At 70.0% G+C, this 14,764-nt stretch carries 6 protein-coding genes, 1 tRNA gene, 1 rRNA gene and 1 pseudogene; 8 read left to right on the top strand and 1 reads right to left on the bottom strand.

Annotated elements, in window-relative coordinates; genetic code table 11:
- The 4 genes and pseudogenes from rrf to ACIQMV_RS34885 form a co-directional block, all read left to right on the top strand.
- Positions 1-88 (top strand): 5S ribosomal RNA (rrf, locus tag ACIQMV_RS34900); the annotation flags it as partial.
- 99 nt (positions 89-187) lie between these two features.
- Positions 188-412: pseudogene (locus ACIQMV_RS34895) on the top strand (DegT/DnrJ/EryC1/StrS family aminotransferase); the annotation flags it as partial.
- 90 nt (positions 413-502) lie between these two features.
- Positions 503-883, top strand: coding sequence for a DegT/DnrJ/EryC1/StrS family aminotransferase (locus ACIQMV_RS34890; RefSeq protein ID WP_402597169.1), 381 nt, complete (start codon positions 503-505; stop codon positions 881-883).
- A gap of 41 nt (positions 884-924) precedes the next feature.
- Positions 925-1,000: transfer RNA gene (locus ACIQMV_RS34885), tRNA-Thr, on the top strand.
- A gap of 54 nt (positions 1,001-1,054) precedes the next feature.
- Here the strand turns inward: ACIQMV_RS34885 and ACIQMV_RS34880 are convergent.
- The gene (locus ACIQMV_RS34880; RefSeq protein WP_402597168.1) at positions 1,055-3,808 is read right to left on the bottom strand and encodes a SpoIIE family protein phosphatase; all 2,754 of its coding nucleotides are present in this window, start codon (positions 3,806-3,808) and stop codon (positions 1,055-1,057) included.
- A gap of 375 nt (positions 3,809-4,183) precedes the next feature.
- On the opposite strand from ACIQMV_RS34880, the gene ACIQMV_RS34875 reads away from it, so the two are divergent.
- From ACIQMV_RS34875 to ACIQMV_RS34860, 4 genes are all read left to right on the top strand, one after another.
- Entirely contained in the window at positions 4,184-9,691 is a 5,508-nt protein-coding gene (locus tag ACIQMV_RS34875) for a HAMP domain-containing protein (protein WP_402597167.1), read from the top strand.
- Between the two features lie 291 nt (positions 9,692-9,982).
- Positions 9,983-10,663 (top strand): two-component system response regulator, encoded by a 681-nt coding sequence (locus ACIQMV_RS34870; RefSeq protein ID WP_141357735.1) that lies wholly within the window; start codon positions 9,983-9,985, stop codon positions 10,661-10,663.
- Positions 10,664-10,839: 176 nt separating this feature from the next.
- Positions 10,840-13,593 carry a DNA translocase FtsK gene (locus ACIQMV_RS34865; RefSeq protein WP_402597166.1) on the top strand — a complete coding sequence of 918 codons (2,754 nt, stop codon included), beginning with the start codon at positions 10,840-10,842 and terminating at the stop codon, positions 13,591-13,593.
- A 278-nt stretch (positions 13,594-13,871) separates the two neighbouring features.
- Positions 13,872-14,714 (top strand): helix-turn-helix domain-containing protein, encoded by an 843-nt coding sequence (locus tag ACIQMV_RS34860; RefSeq protein WP_401772622.1) that lies wholly within the window; start codon positions 13,872-13,874, stop codon positions 14,712-14,714.
- The last annotated feature ends 50 nt before the right edge of the window (positions 14,715-14,764 follow it).

Raw genomic sequence — 14,764 nt, 5'->3', positions numbered from 1 at the left:
CGGTTACATTCCGAACCCGGAAGCTAAGCCTCACAGCGCCGATGGTACTGCAGGGGGGACCCTGTGGGAGAGTAGGACGCCGCCGAACAAATTTTGAAAGGGTTGGACCCCGAACTTCGGTTCCGGGTCCAACCCTTTTTTGTTTGCCGTTACTTGAAGTTCATGTTGCGCAACCAGCATCCGCCTCATGGGGATTGCAGCTCTGCTCAGGGCCGCCGGCGTCGGAGTCGGTGACGAGGTCGTCGTGTCGGCATTCGGCAACGTGGAGGTCGCCGAGGCCGTGACACAGGTGGGCGCGCTGCCGGTGTTCGCCGACATAGACCCGATGACGTACTGCCTTGACGCCTCCACCGTCGAACAGGCCCTGACCTCGCGCACGGTGGCCGTGGTCGTGGTACACCGCTTCGGCCGGTCCGCCGACATGGGGCGGCTGCACGAGATGGGCCGGCGGCACGGACTGCTGGTGCTGGAGCAGGGCGAGTCCGAGGCGCCGTACGACGAGATGGCGCGGCGCAGGGAGCGTGCCGCCTATCTGGACACCAGGCTGCGGGGCGTGCGGACCCCCGACGGTGGTGACGGGCACACCTATCAGCAGTACGTGGTGCGGGTGCCCGGGAACGGCCGGCCGGACCGGGACGCCTACGCACGCGCCATACGGGCCAGGGGAATTGACTGCCGGGTGCCCGTGAAGACCCCCGTGCACCGGCTGCCGGAGTTCCGCCGGTGCGTGTCCCTGCCGGAGACCGAGCGGGCCGCCGAGGAGACGCTCGCGCTGCCCGTGGACGCCTCGTTGACGCGTCGGGAGATGCAGCGGATCGTCTCGGTGTGCAACGCGCTCGGCGGACCGATCGTGGTTGGGAGCACGGTCCTGTTCGGGGTATGATCTATTCCGTTGCCGCGGGGGAAACCCCGAAAAGGTGACAGGCCCCCATAGCTCAGTCGGCAGAGCGTCTCCATGGTAAGGAGAAGGTCAACGGTTCGATTCCGTTTGGGGGCTCCAACGGAAAAGGCCCTCACCCATCGGGTGAGGGCCTTTTCCATGCCCTGTGGCGCCCTACTGCTGGAGGCCCGGCACCCGCATCGCCAGGATTGCCATGTCGTCGGACGGGGCGTCCGAGGCGAAGCGCTCCACCGCGCGCATGATGCGGGCCGCCACCGCACCGGCCGTCAGCCCCGTACAGGTGGTGAGCACGTCGGCGAGACCGTCGTCGCCCAGCATCCGGGTGCCCTCACGGCGCTCGGTGACGCCGTCCGTGACGCAGAGCAGCACGTCGCCCGGGTCCAGCGTGATCGTCTGCTCGTACAGTTCCAGGTCCTCCATGACGCCGAGCAGCGGCTGGGGGTCGGCGGCCGGCTCCACCGTGCCGTCCTGACGCAGGCGCAGCGGCAGCGGATGGCCGGCGCAGACCACCTTCAGCCGGGCGCTGCCGTCCTCCTGCGGCCACAACTCGCCGTACAGAAGCGTGAGGAAGCGGCTGCGGGCGCCCTCGTCGAGGATCGCGGAGTTCAGGCGCTCCAGCACCGCCGGGCCGCCGAAGCCCTCGCGGGCCAGCAGCCTGAGCGCGTGCCGGGCCAGGCCGGTCACCGCGGCGGCCTCCGGGCCCGTACCGCAGACGTCGCCGATGGCGAAGCCGTAGGCGCCGTCACGGATGGGGAAGAGGTCGTAGAAGTCGCCGCCGACCTCGTTGCCCTCGCCGGCCGCGCGGTAGATGACCTCGACCTCCACGCCCTCGACGTCGGGGAGTCCCGGCGGCAGGAGGCTGCGCTGAAGCGACTGGCTGATGGCCGTGCGCTCCGAGTACAGGCGGGCGTTGTCCAGGGCGAGGGCGGCGCGGCGGCTCAGGTCCTCGGCCAGTTCCAGGATCTCCTGGCGGAAGTGCTCGTCGGTGGGCTTGCCGAGGGTGAGCATGCCGATGACGCGGTTGCGGGCGACCAGCGGCAGGACGACCGTCTCGCCGCCGACCGCGGAGGCCGTGGCGAGGGTCGGTCCGATGATCGTTCCGATGTGGTGGTGCGAGTCGCCCAGGCTGAGGCTGCGCATGGAGCTGCGCAGGGCCGCCTGGTGGGCGGCCTCGCCGGGAGCGGTCCACACGCGTGCTCCCGGCGTGGGAACCGGGTCCGGCGGGGCGATCTTGGACAGCAGGGACTTGATGCCGTCGATCAGTTCCTCGTCCTCGTGCAGGACGTAGGACAGGTAGGGGTCGGAGGCCTGGTCGGCGATCGTGTAGACGGCGCACCAGGTGGCCAGGGTCGGGACCGTCATCTGGGCCATCAGGGCGAGGGTCTGGTCGCGGTCCAGGGTGCCGGCCAGCAGGTCGGAGGCCTCGACGAGGAAGCTGAGGGAGCCGCGGCGCAGCCGCTCCAGTTCACCCAGTCGGGCCGACTCGACGGCCAGGGCGATGCGGTCGGCGGCGAACTGGAGACGCAGCGCTTCCTCGTTGGAGTACCGGCCGGGTGCCTCCGCGGCGACGCCGAGGGAGCCGGTGAGGCGGCCCTCGACCTTCAGCGGGACGGTGACGACCGAGCGCATGCCCGTGCTGTTGAGGAGGGGGACGGCGCCCGGGACGGCGGTGAGGTCGTCGTGGACGGCGGGCATCCGGGCCGAACCGTAGCGGCCGGGGCCCGCCTCGACGGGGACACGGGCGAAACGCTGGCGCGCGGAGGGCAGGCCGGTGGAGGCGCGGACCTCCAACTCCGTTTCGTCGTCGGTGGCCAGCAGGAGGAAGGCGGCGTCGCCGTCGAGCATGTCGCGGGCGCGTTCCACCGTGCGTTGCAGCAGGCCGTCGAGGTCGTCGGGGGCCGGAGAGCCGATGAAGACCTCGAAGGGGTCGGCGCTGGAGCCCTCGGTGGCGCTGCCCGCGTCGGCGGACGCCGGGAGGCGCAACGGTGTCTGGAGCACGGCCCGTTCGTGATCCCGTACGAGCAGGCAGACCGTGGAGGGTTCGCCGTCGGTGTCGCGGACGCGGAGGTGGGAGGCGTAGACGGGGATGACGCGGCCGTGGGCGCCGCGGATGCCGTAGCTGCCTTCCCAGCGGGAGAGTTGGAGCGCCTCGGCGATGCCGGTGCTGGTGCCGGGGGTGTGCGGCCAGGCGGCGAGGTCGGTGAGCGGCCTGCCGGTGACCTGCTTGGAGGCGTAGCCGAACAGTTCCTCGGCGTCCTCGTTCCAGGCACTGATGGAACCGCCGCGTTCGATCTGGACGACGGCCACGCGGACCCGGCCGTCGGTGAGCGGGAGAAGGTCCGCGGGCAGGCAGGGGCCGGCGGCGCGGGTGCCGACCGGGCGCTCGGGCAGGTCCAGTTGGAACCAGACCTTCTTGTGCGTCGGCGTGTACTCCACGCCCCAGCGGCCGGCCAGGGCCGCGCACAGTTGCAGGCCGCGGCCGCCCTCGCGGTCGGGGCTGCCCATGTTGATCGCCGAGCTCTGTACCGGGAGCTCGCGCTCGGGGTAGCGGTCGGACACCTCGATGCGCACCCCGTCGTCGCTGCGCAGGCACAGCACGTCGGCGGCGGTTCCGGCGTGGACGACGGCGTTGGTGACCAGTTCGCTGGTGAGGACCACCGCGTCGTCGACGATGTCGCCGAAGCCCCACCCCTGGAGGGTGTCGCGGACGAAGGACCGGGCGGTCGCGACCGATCGCCCCAGGGGATCGAAACTGGCGGCCGCGCGCGCGGTGATCACAGAACTCCTTGTCCGGTTGTCGACGTGCAGACCCTGGTGGCCGATGGGCTCGCGCCGCTGCTCGGGCAGCTGCGAGCCGTTCGGCTGTGGCTCCGGGGGCTGTCCCCCGGGGATCACTCCGGTGGTCATGTCTGCGGCCGCCCTCCGATGCCCGCTCGTTCCCGTGCCACCGCCCAGGCCGGACGGACCGGTGCGGCTGGACAGCCCCATGCAAGGTTACTTACCTTCGCCGTCCACGCGGATGCCGGTCGCCAGTGTTTCCGTCCCGAGGGTGTGCGGAGGGTGTGCGAAGCTGCCGAACTGTTATGGCCTGGTTCGGCCGGGGTGAAACACTGGGCAGGCTTCTGGTGAAGGTCCGGGCAGGCTGAGTGTGTTCTCTGCACCCAGGGCAGCAGCTCTTCCTGTGGGCTGATTACATCGGACAGGAATACGCAGCAGTAACCGGTACGCGAGCAGGCGTACCGCGGCACGACGGTAACGGTCGACCCCTGCGGGAGGGACACAGTGGAGTCTGGCGCAGCGACGCGGAGCACGAAGACGCGCGCGAAAGGCGGACAGTCCCCGAAGAACCGGCGCACGACGCGCAACGGGACCACCGAGGTGGACACGGCTTCCCTGAACCGACTGCTGGCGGCTCTGGTGTCGATGCGCGACGGCAATTTCCGCAGGCGGCTCACGGTGTCCGGGGACGGCGTGATGTCGGAGATCGCGGCGGTCTTCAACGAGGTGGCCGACCGTAATCTGCATCTGACGGGCGAGTTGTCGCGGGTGCGGCGCATGGTGGGACGTGAGGGAAAACTCACCGAGCGGCTGGAGACGGGCGCCTGCGAGGGCTCCTGGGCGACCGCGATCGACCACTCCAACGCGCTGGTCGACGATCTCGTACGACCGGTCTCCGAGGTCGGCCGGGTCCTCTCCGCGGTCGCCGAGGGCGATCTGTCGCCGCGCATGGAGCTGCGCACGCAGGCGCCGGAGGGGGCCGGGCATCCGCTGCGCGGTGAGTTCCTGAAGGTCGGACGGACCGTCAACAACCTCGTCGACCAGTTGTCGACGTTCACCGACGAGGTCACGCGCGTGGCCAGCGAGGTGGGCACGGAGGGCAAGCTGGGCGGGCAGGCACGGGTGCGCGGTCTGTCCGGATCGTGGAAGGACCTCACGGACTCCGTCAACACCATGGCGTCCCGGCTGACGGCGCAGGTGCGGGACATCGCGCTGGTCACCACGGCGGTGGCCAAGGGTGATCTGTCACGGAAGGTGACCGTCCACGTCGCCGGCGAGATGCTGGAGCTGAAGAACACCGTCAACACGATGGTGGACCAGCTCTCCGCGTTCTCCTCCGAGGTGACACGGGTCGCCCGTGAGGTGGGCACGGACGGCATCCTCGGTGGTCAGGCGCATGTGCCCGGGGTCGACGGCACCTGGAAGGAACTCACCGACTCGGTGAACCTGATGGCCGGCAATCTGACGGCGCAGGTGCGCGGGATCGCCCAGGTCACCACCGCCGTGGCGAACGGCGACCTGTCGCAGAAGGTGACCGTTCCGGCGCGTGGCGAGGTCGCGCAGCTCGCCGACACGATCAACCAGATGACCGAGACCCTGCGCATCTTCGCGGACGAGGTCACACGGGTGGCCAACGAGGTCGGCGCCGAGGGCCGCCTCGGCGGGCAGGCGAACGTGCCGGGGGTGGCCGGCACCTGGAAGGACCTGACGGACTCCGTCAACACGGTGTTCCGGAACCTCACCACACAGGTGAGGGACATCGCCACCGTGACGACGGCCGTGGCCAGCGGCGACCTGTCGCAGAAGGTCACCGTCGACGTGGCCGGCGAGATGCTGGAGCTGAAGAACACCGTCAACGGCATGGTCGACCAGCTGTCGTCGTTCGGTGCCGAGGTCACGCGGGTGGCGCGGGAGATCGGGGTCGAGGGAGAGCTGGGCGGTCAGGCGCAGGTGGCGGGCGCGGCGGGGACCTGGAAGGACCTCACCGACTCCGTCAACACCGCGTTCCGCAACCTCACCGGGCAGGTGAGGAACATCGCCCAGGTGACGACGGCCGTGGCCAACGGGGATCTGTCGCAGAAGGTCACCGTGGACGTCTCCGGCGAGATGCTCCAGCTGAAGAACACCGTGAACAGGATGGTGGACCAGCTGTCGTCGTTCGCCGACCAGGTGACCCGGATGGCCCGGGACGTGGGCACGGAGGGCCGCCTGGGCGGTCAGGCCCGCGTGGACGGGGTGTCCGGCACCTGGAAGGAGCTCACCGACTCCGTCAACTTCATGGCCGGCAACCTCACCTCCCAGGTGCGGCAGATCGCCCAGGTGACGACGGCCGTGGCCCGCGGCGACCTGTCGCAGAAGATCGACGTCGACGCGCGCGGGGAGATCCTGGAGCTGAAGAACACCATCAACACGATGGTCGACCAGCTCTCCGCCTTCGCCGACCAGGTCACCCGGGTCGCCCGCGAGGTGGGCACGGAGGGGCGTCTGGGCGGTCAGGCGCAGGTGCCCGGCGTCGCCGGTGTGTGGCGGGACCTCACGGACTCCGTGAACGGCATGGCCGGCAACCTCACCGCCCAGGTGCGCAACATCGCCCAGGTCGCCACCGCCGTGGCCCGCGGTGACCTCTCGCAGAAGATCACCGTGGACGCGCGCGGGGAGATCCTGGAGCTGAAGAACACCCTGAACACGATGGTGGACCAGCTCTCCTCGTTCGCCCAGGAGGTCACGAGGGTGGCCCGTGAGGTGGGTACGGAGGGCATCCTCGGCGGACAGGCCGAGGTCCAGGGTGTCTCCGGCACCTGGAAGGACCTCACCCAGTCCGTGAACTTCATGGCGAACAACCTGACCAGCCAGGTGCGCAACATCGCCGAGGTCACGACCGCCGTCGCCAAGGGCGACCTGTCGAAGAAGATCACCGTCGACGCCAAGGGCGAGATCCTCGAACTCGTCACCACCGTCAACACGATGGTGGACCAGCTGTCGTCCTTCGCCGAGCAGGTCACGCGGGTGGCGCGCGAGGTGGGCACGGAGGGCATCCTCGGCGGCCAGGCGCACGTGGCCGGCGCCGTGGGCATCTGGAAGGACCTCAGCGACAACGTCAACCTGATGGCCAACAACCTGACCATGCAGGTGCGCAACATCTCCCAGGTGGCGGCCGCGGTCGCCAACGGCGATCTGACGCGGACGGTGACCATCGAGGCGCGCGGTGAGGTCGCGCAGCTCGCGGACACGTTCAACACCATGGTGAAGACGCTGAGTTCGTTCGCCGACCAGGTCACCAAGGTGGCCCGCGAGGTGGGCACGGACGGCATCCTCGGCGGCCAGGCGTACGTCCCGGGAGTGGCCGGCACCTGGAAGGACCTCACCGAGTCCGTGAACCAGATGGCGTCCAACCTGACCGGTCAGGTGCGCAACATCGCCATGGTCACCACCGCCATCGCCAAGGGCGATCTGACCAAGAAGATCGACATCGACGCGCGCGGGGAGATCCTGGAGCTGAAGACGACCATCAACACGATGGTCGACCAGCTGTCCAGCTTCGCCGAGGAGGTCACCCGGGTCGCCCGAGAGGTGGGCACCGAGGGCCAGCTCGGCGGGCAGGCACGCGTGCGTGACGTCGACGGCACCTGGCGGGACCTGACCGAGTCCGTGAACGAGATGGCCGGGAACCTCACCCGGCAGGTGCGTGCCATCGCCCGCGTGGCCACCGCGGTCACCCGCGGCGACCTGAACCTGAAGATCGACGTGGATGCCTCCGGCGAGATCCAGGAGCTCCAGGACTACATCAACAAGATGATCGCCAACCTGCGCGACACCACGATCGCCAACAAGGAGCAGGACTGGCTCAAGGGCAACCTCGCCCGGATCTCCGCGCTGATGCAGGGCCGCCGCGATCTCCAGGACGTGGCCTCGCTGATCATGAGCGAGCTGACGCCGGTGGTCTCGGCACAGCACGGTGCCTTCTTCGTCGCCATGCCGCTCGCCGACGACACGGACCTCGGGGGCGAGGGCGGGGACCCCTACGAGCTGCGGATGCTGGGTTCCTACGGCTACTCGCTGGGCTCGATGCCGACGTCGTTCCGGCCGGGCGAGGCACTGATCGGGACCGCCGCGGAGGAGAAGCGGACCATCCTCGTCGACAACGCGCCCAGCGGCTATCTGAAGATCTCCTCCGGGCTCGGCGAGGCGCCGCCCGCGCAGGTGATCGTGCTGCCGGTGCTGTTCGAGGGGACGGTGCTCGGCGTCATCGAACTGGCCTCGTTCACGCCGTTCACGCACATCCAGAAGGACTTCCTGAACCAGATCGCGGAGATGATCGCCACCAGCGTCAACACCATCTCCGTCAACACCAAGACCGAGCTGCTGCTGAAGCAGTCCCAGGAGCTGACCGAGCAACTGCGTCTGCGGTCCGAGGAGTTGGAGCAGCGGCAGAAGGCGCTTCAGGCGTCCAACGCCGAACTGGAGGAGAAGGCCGAGCTGCTGGCCCAGCAGAACCGCGACATCGAGGCGAAGAACTCGGAGATCGAGGAGGCGCGGCAGGTCCTGGAGGAGCGTGCCGAACAGCTCGCCGTGTCCATGCGCTATCGCAGCGAGTTCCTGGCCAACATGTCGCACGAGCTGCGTACGCCGCTCAACTCCCTGCTGATTCTGGCCAAACTGCTCGCCGACAACGCCGAGGGCAACCTCTCCCCGAAGCAGGTCGAGTTCGCCGAGACGATCCACGGCGCGGGCTCCGACCTGCTCCAGCTGATCAACGACATCCTGGACCTGTCGAAGGTCGAGGCGGGCAAGATGGACGTCTCCCCGACGCGCATCGCGCTCGTCCAGCTCATCGACTACGTGGAGGCCACCTTCCGCCCGCTGACCGCGGAGAAGGGCCTCGACCTGTCCGTACGGGTGTCGCCGGAGCTGCCCGCGACGCTGCACACCGACGAGCAGCGGCTGCTCCAGGTGCTGCGCAACCTGCTGTCCAACGCGGTGAAGTTCACCGACTCCGGGTCGGTGGAGCTGGTCATCCGTCCCGCCCGGGACGACGTTCCGCAGCCGATCCGCGAGCAGCTGCTGGAGGCCGGCTCGCTGGCCGACCCGGACGCGGGCATGATCGCCTTCTCCGTCACCGACACCGGAATCGGCATCGCGGCCAGCAAGATGCGGGTGATCTTCGAGGCGTTCAAGCAGGCCGACGGCACCACCAGCCGCAAGTACGGCGGTACCGGACTCGGGCTGTCCATCTCCCGGGAGATCGCGCAACTGCTCGGCGGTGAGATCCACGCGCAGAGCGAGCCGGGCCGCGGCTCGACGTTCACCCTGTATCTGCCGCTGCACCCGGGGGAGCTGCCGCCGCAGGGTTACCAGCAGCCCGGCTCCGTGCTGGACGCCGGCGATCTGGTCGCCGCCCCCGGGCCGGACCCGTCCGGGCAGGCCGACGCGCAGGTCGAGACGCCGGCGGAGGTGAAGTCGTACCGGGAGACGCAGAACGGTCCCGCCGCGCTCTTCCGGCGCCGCCGCAAGGTACTGCCCACCGCCGACCGCAGGCAGGCGCGGCACGGGCGGCCGTTCCAGGACCAGTGGGTGGTGGCGTCGGCGGGCCCGGCGGAACCGGAGACCGTCCCGCAGGGGCACCGCGACATCCGGTTCGGCGGCGAGAAGGTGCTCATCGTCGACGACGACATCCGCAACGTCTTCGCCCTGACCAGTGTCCTGGAGCAGCACGGCCTGTCCGTGCTCTACGCCGAGAACGGGCGCGAGGGCATCGAGGTGCTGGAGCAGCACGACGACGTGGCGGTCGTCCTGATGGACATCATGATGCCCGAGATGGACGGTTATGCGACGACCACGGCGATCCGGCGGATGCCGCAGTTCGCGGGGCTGCCGATCATCGCGCTGACCGCGAAGGCGATGAAGGGCGACCGGGAGAAGGCGATCGAGTCGGGCGCCTCCGACTACGTGACCAAGCCGGTGGACCCCGATCATCTGCTGAGCGTGATGGCGCAGTGGATGAGCGGGGAGTGACGACGGACCGGTGACCGGAACGTTCGGAGGGTGTGGGACGTTGTCGACTCGGAGGCCGGGAAGCCGTGTAGAAGTGCGGAATCCGGGGAACCTTCTGGTCTCCCGCGGCGTTTCTGCCAGGTGCACAGTGACATCACGGTGACAGGGTGTGGCGACGGGCGGGGTGCGGCTACGATGACCGGCACAAGGACGGGCGGCGCAAGGGAGTCGTCCCCTGGGGCGGCACCCGCCGGTGCCTCCCCGGTTCCTGCGGACAGGGGCGGCCCCAAGCCGGGGCGAGGAGGGCGGGCCATGGTGCAGAAGGCCAAGATCCTCCTGGTCGATGACCGGCCGGAGAATCTGCTGGCGCTGGAGGCCATCCTCTCCGCGCTCGATCAGACGCTGGTGCGGGCATCGTCCGGGGAGGAAGCGCTCAAAGCACTGCTCACGGACGACTTCGCGGTCATTCTGCTGGACGTCCAGATGCCGGGCATGGACGGCTTCGAGACGGCCGCGCACATCAAGCGGAGGGAGAGGACCCGGGACATCCCGATCATCTTCCTCACCGCGATCAACCACGGCCCCCACCACACCTTCCGCGGCTACGCGGCGGGCGCGGTGGACTACATCTCCAAGCCGTTCGATCCGTGGGTGCTGCGCGCGAAGGTCTCGGTCTTCGTGGACCTGTACATGAAGAACTGCCAGCTGAAGGAGCAGGCGGCCCTGCTGCGGCTCCAGTTGGAGGGCGGCGGCAAGGGCGCGGTGGGCGACGGCAAGGAGTCGGCCGGTCTGCTCGCCGAACTCTCCGCCCGCCTCGCGGCCGTCGAGGAGCAGGCGGAGGCCCTGTCCAAGCAGTTGGACGACGAGTCCGCCGACGCGGCGGCGGTGGCCACTGCGGCTCATCTGGAGCGCAAGCTGACGGGCCTGCGACGCGCCCTGGACGCGCTGGAGCCGGGCGCGGGGAGCACGTCCTCGGTGCCTTCGCAGGGCTGAGTCCGAATCCGGGGCACGGGCCCGGCCCGCTCGGCGAGCGGCGGGATCGGGCCACGCTTCCCGTGGTGTAGGGCTCTTGAGGGCGTGTCAGCCCGGCTCCTCTCCGGACCCGACACGAACGGGTGAAGCAACGGGCGCACGTGTCCACTGTCGTCTCCACCGGTAACCTCACACCCATGGCCTCACGTCCCTCCGCAGCCAAGAAGCAGCCCGCGAAGAAGGCCGCCGCTTCCGGGGCGGCTCCGGCGAAGAAGGCCGCCGCGAAGAAGTCGCCCGCCAGGAAGGCGCCCGCCAAAAAGGCCGCGGGCAAACCCGCGGCCCGGCCGGCGCCCAGTCCGACGGGAGGCGTGTACCGAGTCGTGCGCGCCCTCTGGCTCGGGCTCGCGCACGCCGTCGGCGCCGTCTTCCGCGGAGTGGGGCAGGGCGCCAAGAACCTCCACCCCGCGCACCGCAAGGACGGCATCGCCCTGCTGCTGCTCGCCGTGGCCCTGATCGTCGCCGCCGGCACCTGGGCCGATCTGCGCGGGCCCGTCGGCGACCTGGTCGAGATCCTGGTGACCGGTGCCTTCGGCCGGCTGGACCTGCTGGTGCCGATCCTGGTCGCGGTCATCGCCGTCCGCCTCATCCGGCATCCCGAGAAGCCCGAGGCCAACGGCCGGATCGTCATCGGACTGTCCGCCCTGGTGATCGGCGTGCTGGGGCAGGTCCACATCGCCTGCGGCTCGCCCGCCCGCAGCGACGGCATGCAGGCGATAAGGGACGCCGGCGGGCTCATCGGCTGGGGCGCGGCGACGCCGCTGACCTACGCGGTGGGCGAGGTCCTCGCCGTACCGCTGCTCGTGCTGCTCACGGTGTTCGGCCTGCTGGTCGTCACCGCGACCCCGGTCAACGCGATCCCGCAGCGGCTGCGGCTGCTCGGGGTGCGGCTCGGCATCGTGCACGACCCGGAGTCCGACGAGTACGGCGACGACGACGCGCGCTACGAGGAGCAGTGGCGCGAGGCGCTGCCCGCGCGCTCCCGCAAGCGGCCGAGCGCCCCCCAGGACTACGACCCCGGCACCGCGGAGCAGGAGGCCCTCTCCAAGCGGCGTTCCCGTCCCCGTCGCTCGGCGGCACCGCAGCCGGACCTGGAACGGCGGATGGACGCCGTGGACGTCGCCGCCGCTGCCGCCGCCGCGCTCGACGGCGCGGTGCTGCACGGCATGCCGCCCTCGCCGATCGTCGCGGACCTCACCCAGGGCGTCGGCGTCGGCGACCGCGGGGAGAGCACCACCCCGACGCCCGTGCCCGCCGCACGCCCCGGTCAGGACGGCCGGACCGGGCGGTCCCAGCAGGACCCGCCCGCCCCGCCTCCCGCCGACCAGAAGCAGTCCGGGGTCCCCGACCTCACGAAGACCCCGCCGCCCCAGCCCCGCGACCTGCCGGCGCGCGCCGAGCAGCTCCAGCTGTCCGGCGACATCACCTACTCCCTGCCCTCCCTCGACCTGCTCGAGCGGGGCGGTCCGGGCAAGGCGCGCAGTGCGGCCAACGACGCCATCGTCGACTCGCTCACCAACGTCTTCACCGAGTTCAAGGTCGACGCCCGGGTCACCGGGTTCACCCGCGGCCCGACGGTCACGCGCTACGAGGTCGAACTCGGCCCCGCCGTGAAGGTCGAGCGGATCACCGCGCTGACCAAGAACATCGCGTACGCCGTCGCCAGCCCGGACGTGCGGATCATCAGCCCGATCCCCGGCAAGTCCGCGGTCGGCATCGAGATCCCCAACACCGACCGGGAGATGGTGAACCTCGGGGACGTGCTGCGCCTCGCGGCCGCCGCCGAGGACGACCACCCGATGCTCGTCGCGCTCGGCAAGGACGTCGAGGGCGGCTACGTGATGGCCAACATCGCGAAGATGCCGCACATCCTCGTCGCCGGCGCCACCGGCTCCGGCAAGTCCTCCTGCATCAACTGCCTGATCACGTCGATCATGATGCGCGCGACCCCGGAGGACGTGCGCATGGTCCTCGTCGACCCCAAGCGCGTCGAACTGACCGCGTACGAGGGCATTCCGCACCTGATCACGCCGATCATCACCAACCCCAAGCGGGCCGCCGAGGCCCTGCAGTGGGTCGTGCGCGAGATGGACCTGCGCTACGACGACCTGGCGGCGTACGGGTTCCGGCACATCGACGACTTCAACGAGGCCGTACGCAACGGCAAGGTCAAGGCGGCTGAGGGCAGCGAACGGGAGCTGAAGCCGTACCCGTACCTGCTGGTGATCGTGGACGAGCTCGCCGACCTGATGATGGTCGCGCCGCGCGACGTGGAGGACGCGATCGTCCGCATCACCCAGCTCGCGCGCGCCGCCGGCATCCATCTGGTGCTCGCCACCCAGCGCCCCTCGGTCGACGTGGTCACCGGTCTGATCAAGGCGAACGTGCCCTCGCGGCTCGCGTTCGCCACCTCCTCGCTGGCCGACTCGCGCGTCATCCTCGACCAGCCGGGCGCGGAGAAGCTGATCGGCAAGGGCGACGGGCTGTTCCTGCCGATGGGCGCGAGCAAGCCGACCCGTCTTCAGGGCGCGTTCGTGACCGAGGCGGAGGTCCAGGAGGTCGTCCAGCACTGCAAGGACCAGATGGCGCCGGCCTTCCGGGACGACGTCGTCGTCGGCACCAAACAGAAGAAGGAGATCGACGAGGACATCGGCGACGACCTCGACCTGCTGTGCCAGGCGGCCGAGCTGGTCGTCTCCACGCAGTTCGGCTCGACGTCCATGCTCCAGCGCAAGCTGCGCGTCGGCTTCGCCAAGGCGGGGCGGCTGATGGACCTCATGGAGTCCCGCGGCGTCGTCGGACCCAGTGAGGGATCCAAGGCGCGTGATGTTCTTGTGAAGCCCGACGACCTGGACGGCGTGCTGGCCGTGATTCGTGGGGAGTCTGAGGGGTAGCAGGAGGACACCGTCCGGCGGATGTGCTCGCCGCGGGTGGACGCGTGGACCGTGATCCACCCGTTAGCGAGCGACGGGCAACCGTTTCGCCTGGGCGTACGTCAAGTTGAGCGAGAGGACCGGTGCGGGTCCCGCCCTGGGCGCCACATCTGTCCCACCATCGGATTGTCCGGCCATTCCGATGGCGTACAAAGTCCACCGCCGGGTCGCTTCACCCTTTGGCACCTCCCTAGACTGAACCTCCAGCACAGGCGGCTACACGCTCGAAAGGCGCCCCCGTGTCCATCGGCAACTCCCCTGAAGACGAGCGTCCCTTCGAAGACGTTTCCGAGGAAGCCCGCCCCTCCGTCGGCCGTGCCCTGAAGGAGGCGCGGAGGGCCGCCGGGCTGACCGTCGACGACGTCAGCAGCGCCACCCGGGTCCGCGTCGCCATCGTGCACGCCATCGAGGCCGACGACTTCGCGCCCTGCGGCGGCGACGTCTACGCCCGCGGCCACATCCGGAACCTGGCGAAGGCCGTGCGCCTCGACCCGGCCCCGCTGATCGAGCGCTTCGACGCCGAGCACGGCGGCCGCCCCGCCCCGACCCCGGCCGCCCCCCTGTTCGAGGCGGAACGCATCCGCCCGGAACGGCGCGGGCCCAACTGGACCGCGGCCATGGTCGCGGCGATCGTCGTCGTGATCGGCTTCGTCGGCTTCACGGCCGTCAAGGGCGGCGGCGACGACACGAGCGCCAAGGGACAGATCGGCGAGGGCGCCACGCCCACGGCCGGTACGTCGGCCTCGCCCACACCGAAGGGCAGCAAGCCCGCCCACCCGGCACCGGCGCCGTCCGACAGCGCCATCGCGGCCGCGCCGCAGGACAAGGTGACCGTGCAGGTCAGCGCCGACAACGGGCGCAGCTGGATCTCGGCCAAGGACCACAACGGCCGGATGCTCTTCGACGGGCTCCTGCAGAAGGGCGAGTCCAAGACCTTCCAGGACAGCTCCAAGATCAACCTGATCCTCGGCGACGCCGGCGCGATCCAGCTGTACGTCAACGGCAAGAAGATCGAGGACCAGTTCCAGCCGGGCGCCGTGGAGCGCCTCACGTACACCAAGGGCGACCCGCAGGTCGGGTAGCGGTAGACGGGCGGCCCGTACACAAAGGGCCGGACAGACAGGCGAGTACG

This window comes from Streptomyces sp. NPDC091412, assembly GCF_044756885.1.
Taxonomy (GTDB): domain Bacteria; phylum Actinomycetota; class Actinomycetes; order Streptomycetales; family Streptomycetaceae; genus Streptomyces.
This window is presented reverse-complemented; position numbering and strand designations above follow the sequence as displayed.

Coding starts and splice junctions, on each gene's coding strand:
- ACIQMV_RS34890 (WP_402597169.1), top strand. CDS start 503: ATGGCGCGGCGCAGGGAGCGTGCCGCCTATCTGGACACCAGGCTGCGG.
- ACIQMV_RS34880 (WP_402597168.1), bottom strand. CDS start 3,808: ATGACCACCGGAGTGATCCCCGGGGGACAGCCCCCGGAGCCACAGCCG.
- ACIQMV_RS34870 (WP_141357735.1), top strand. CDS start 9,983: ATGGTGCAGAAGGCCAAGATCCTCCTGGTCGATGACCGGCCGGAGAAT.
- ACIQMV_RS34865 (WP_402597166.1), top strand. CDS start 10,840: ATGGCCTCACGTCCCTCCGCAGCCAAGAAGCAGCCCGCGAAGAAGGCC.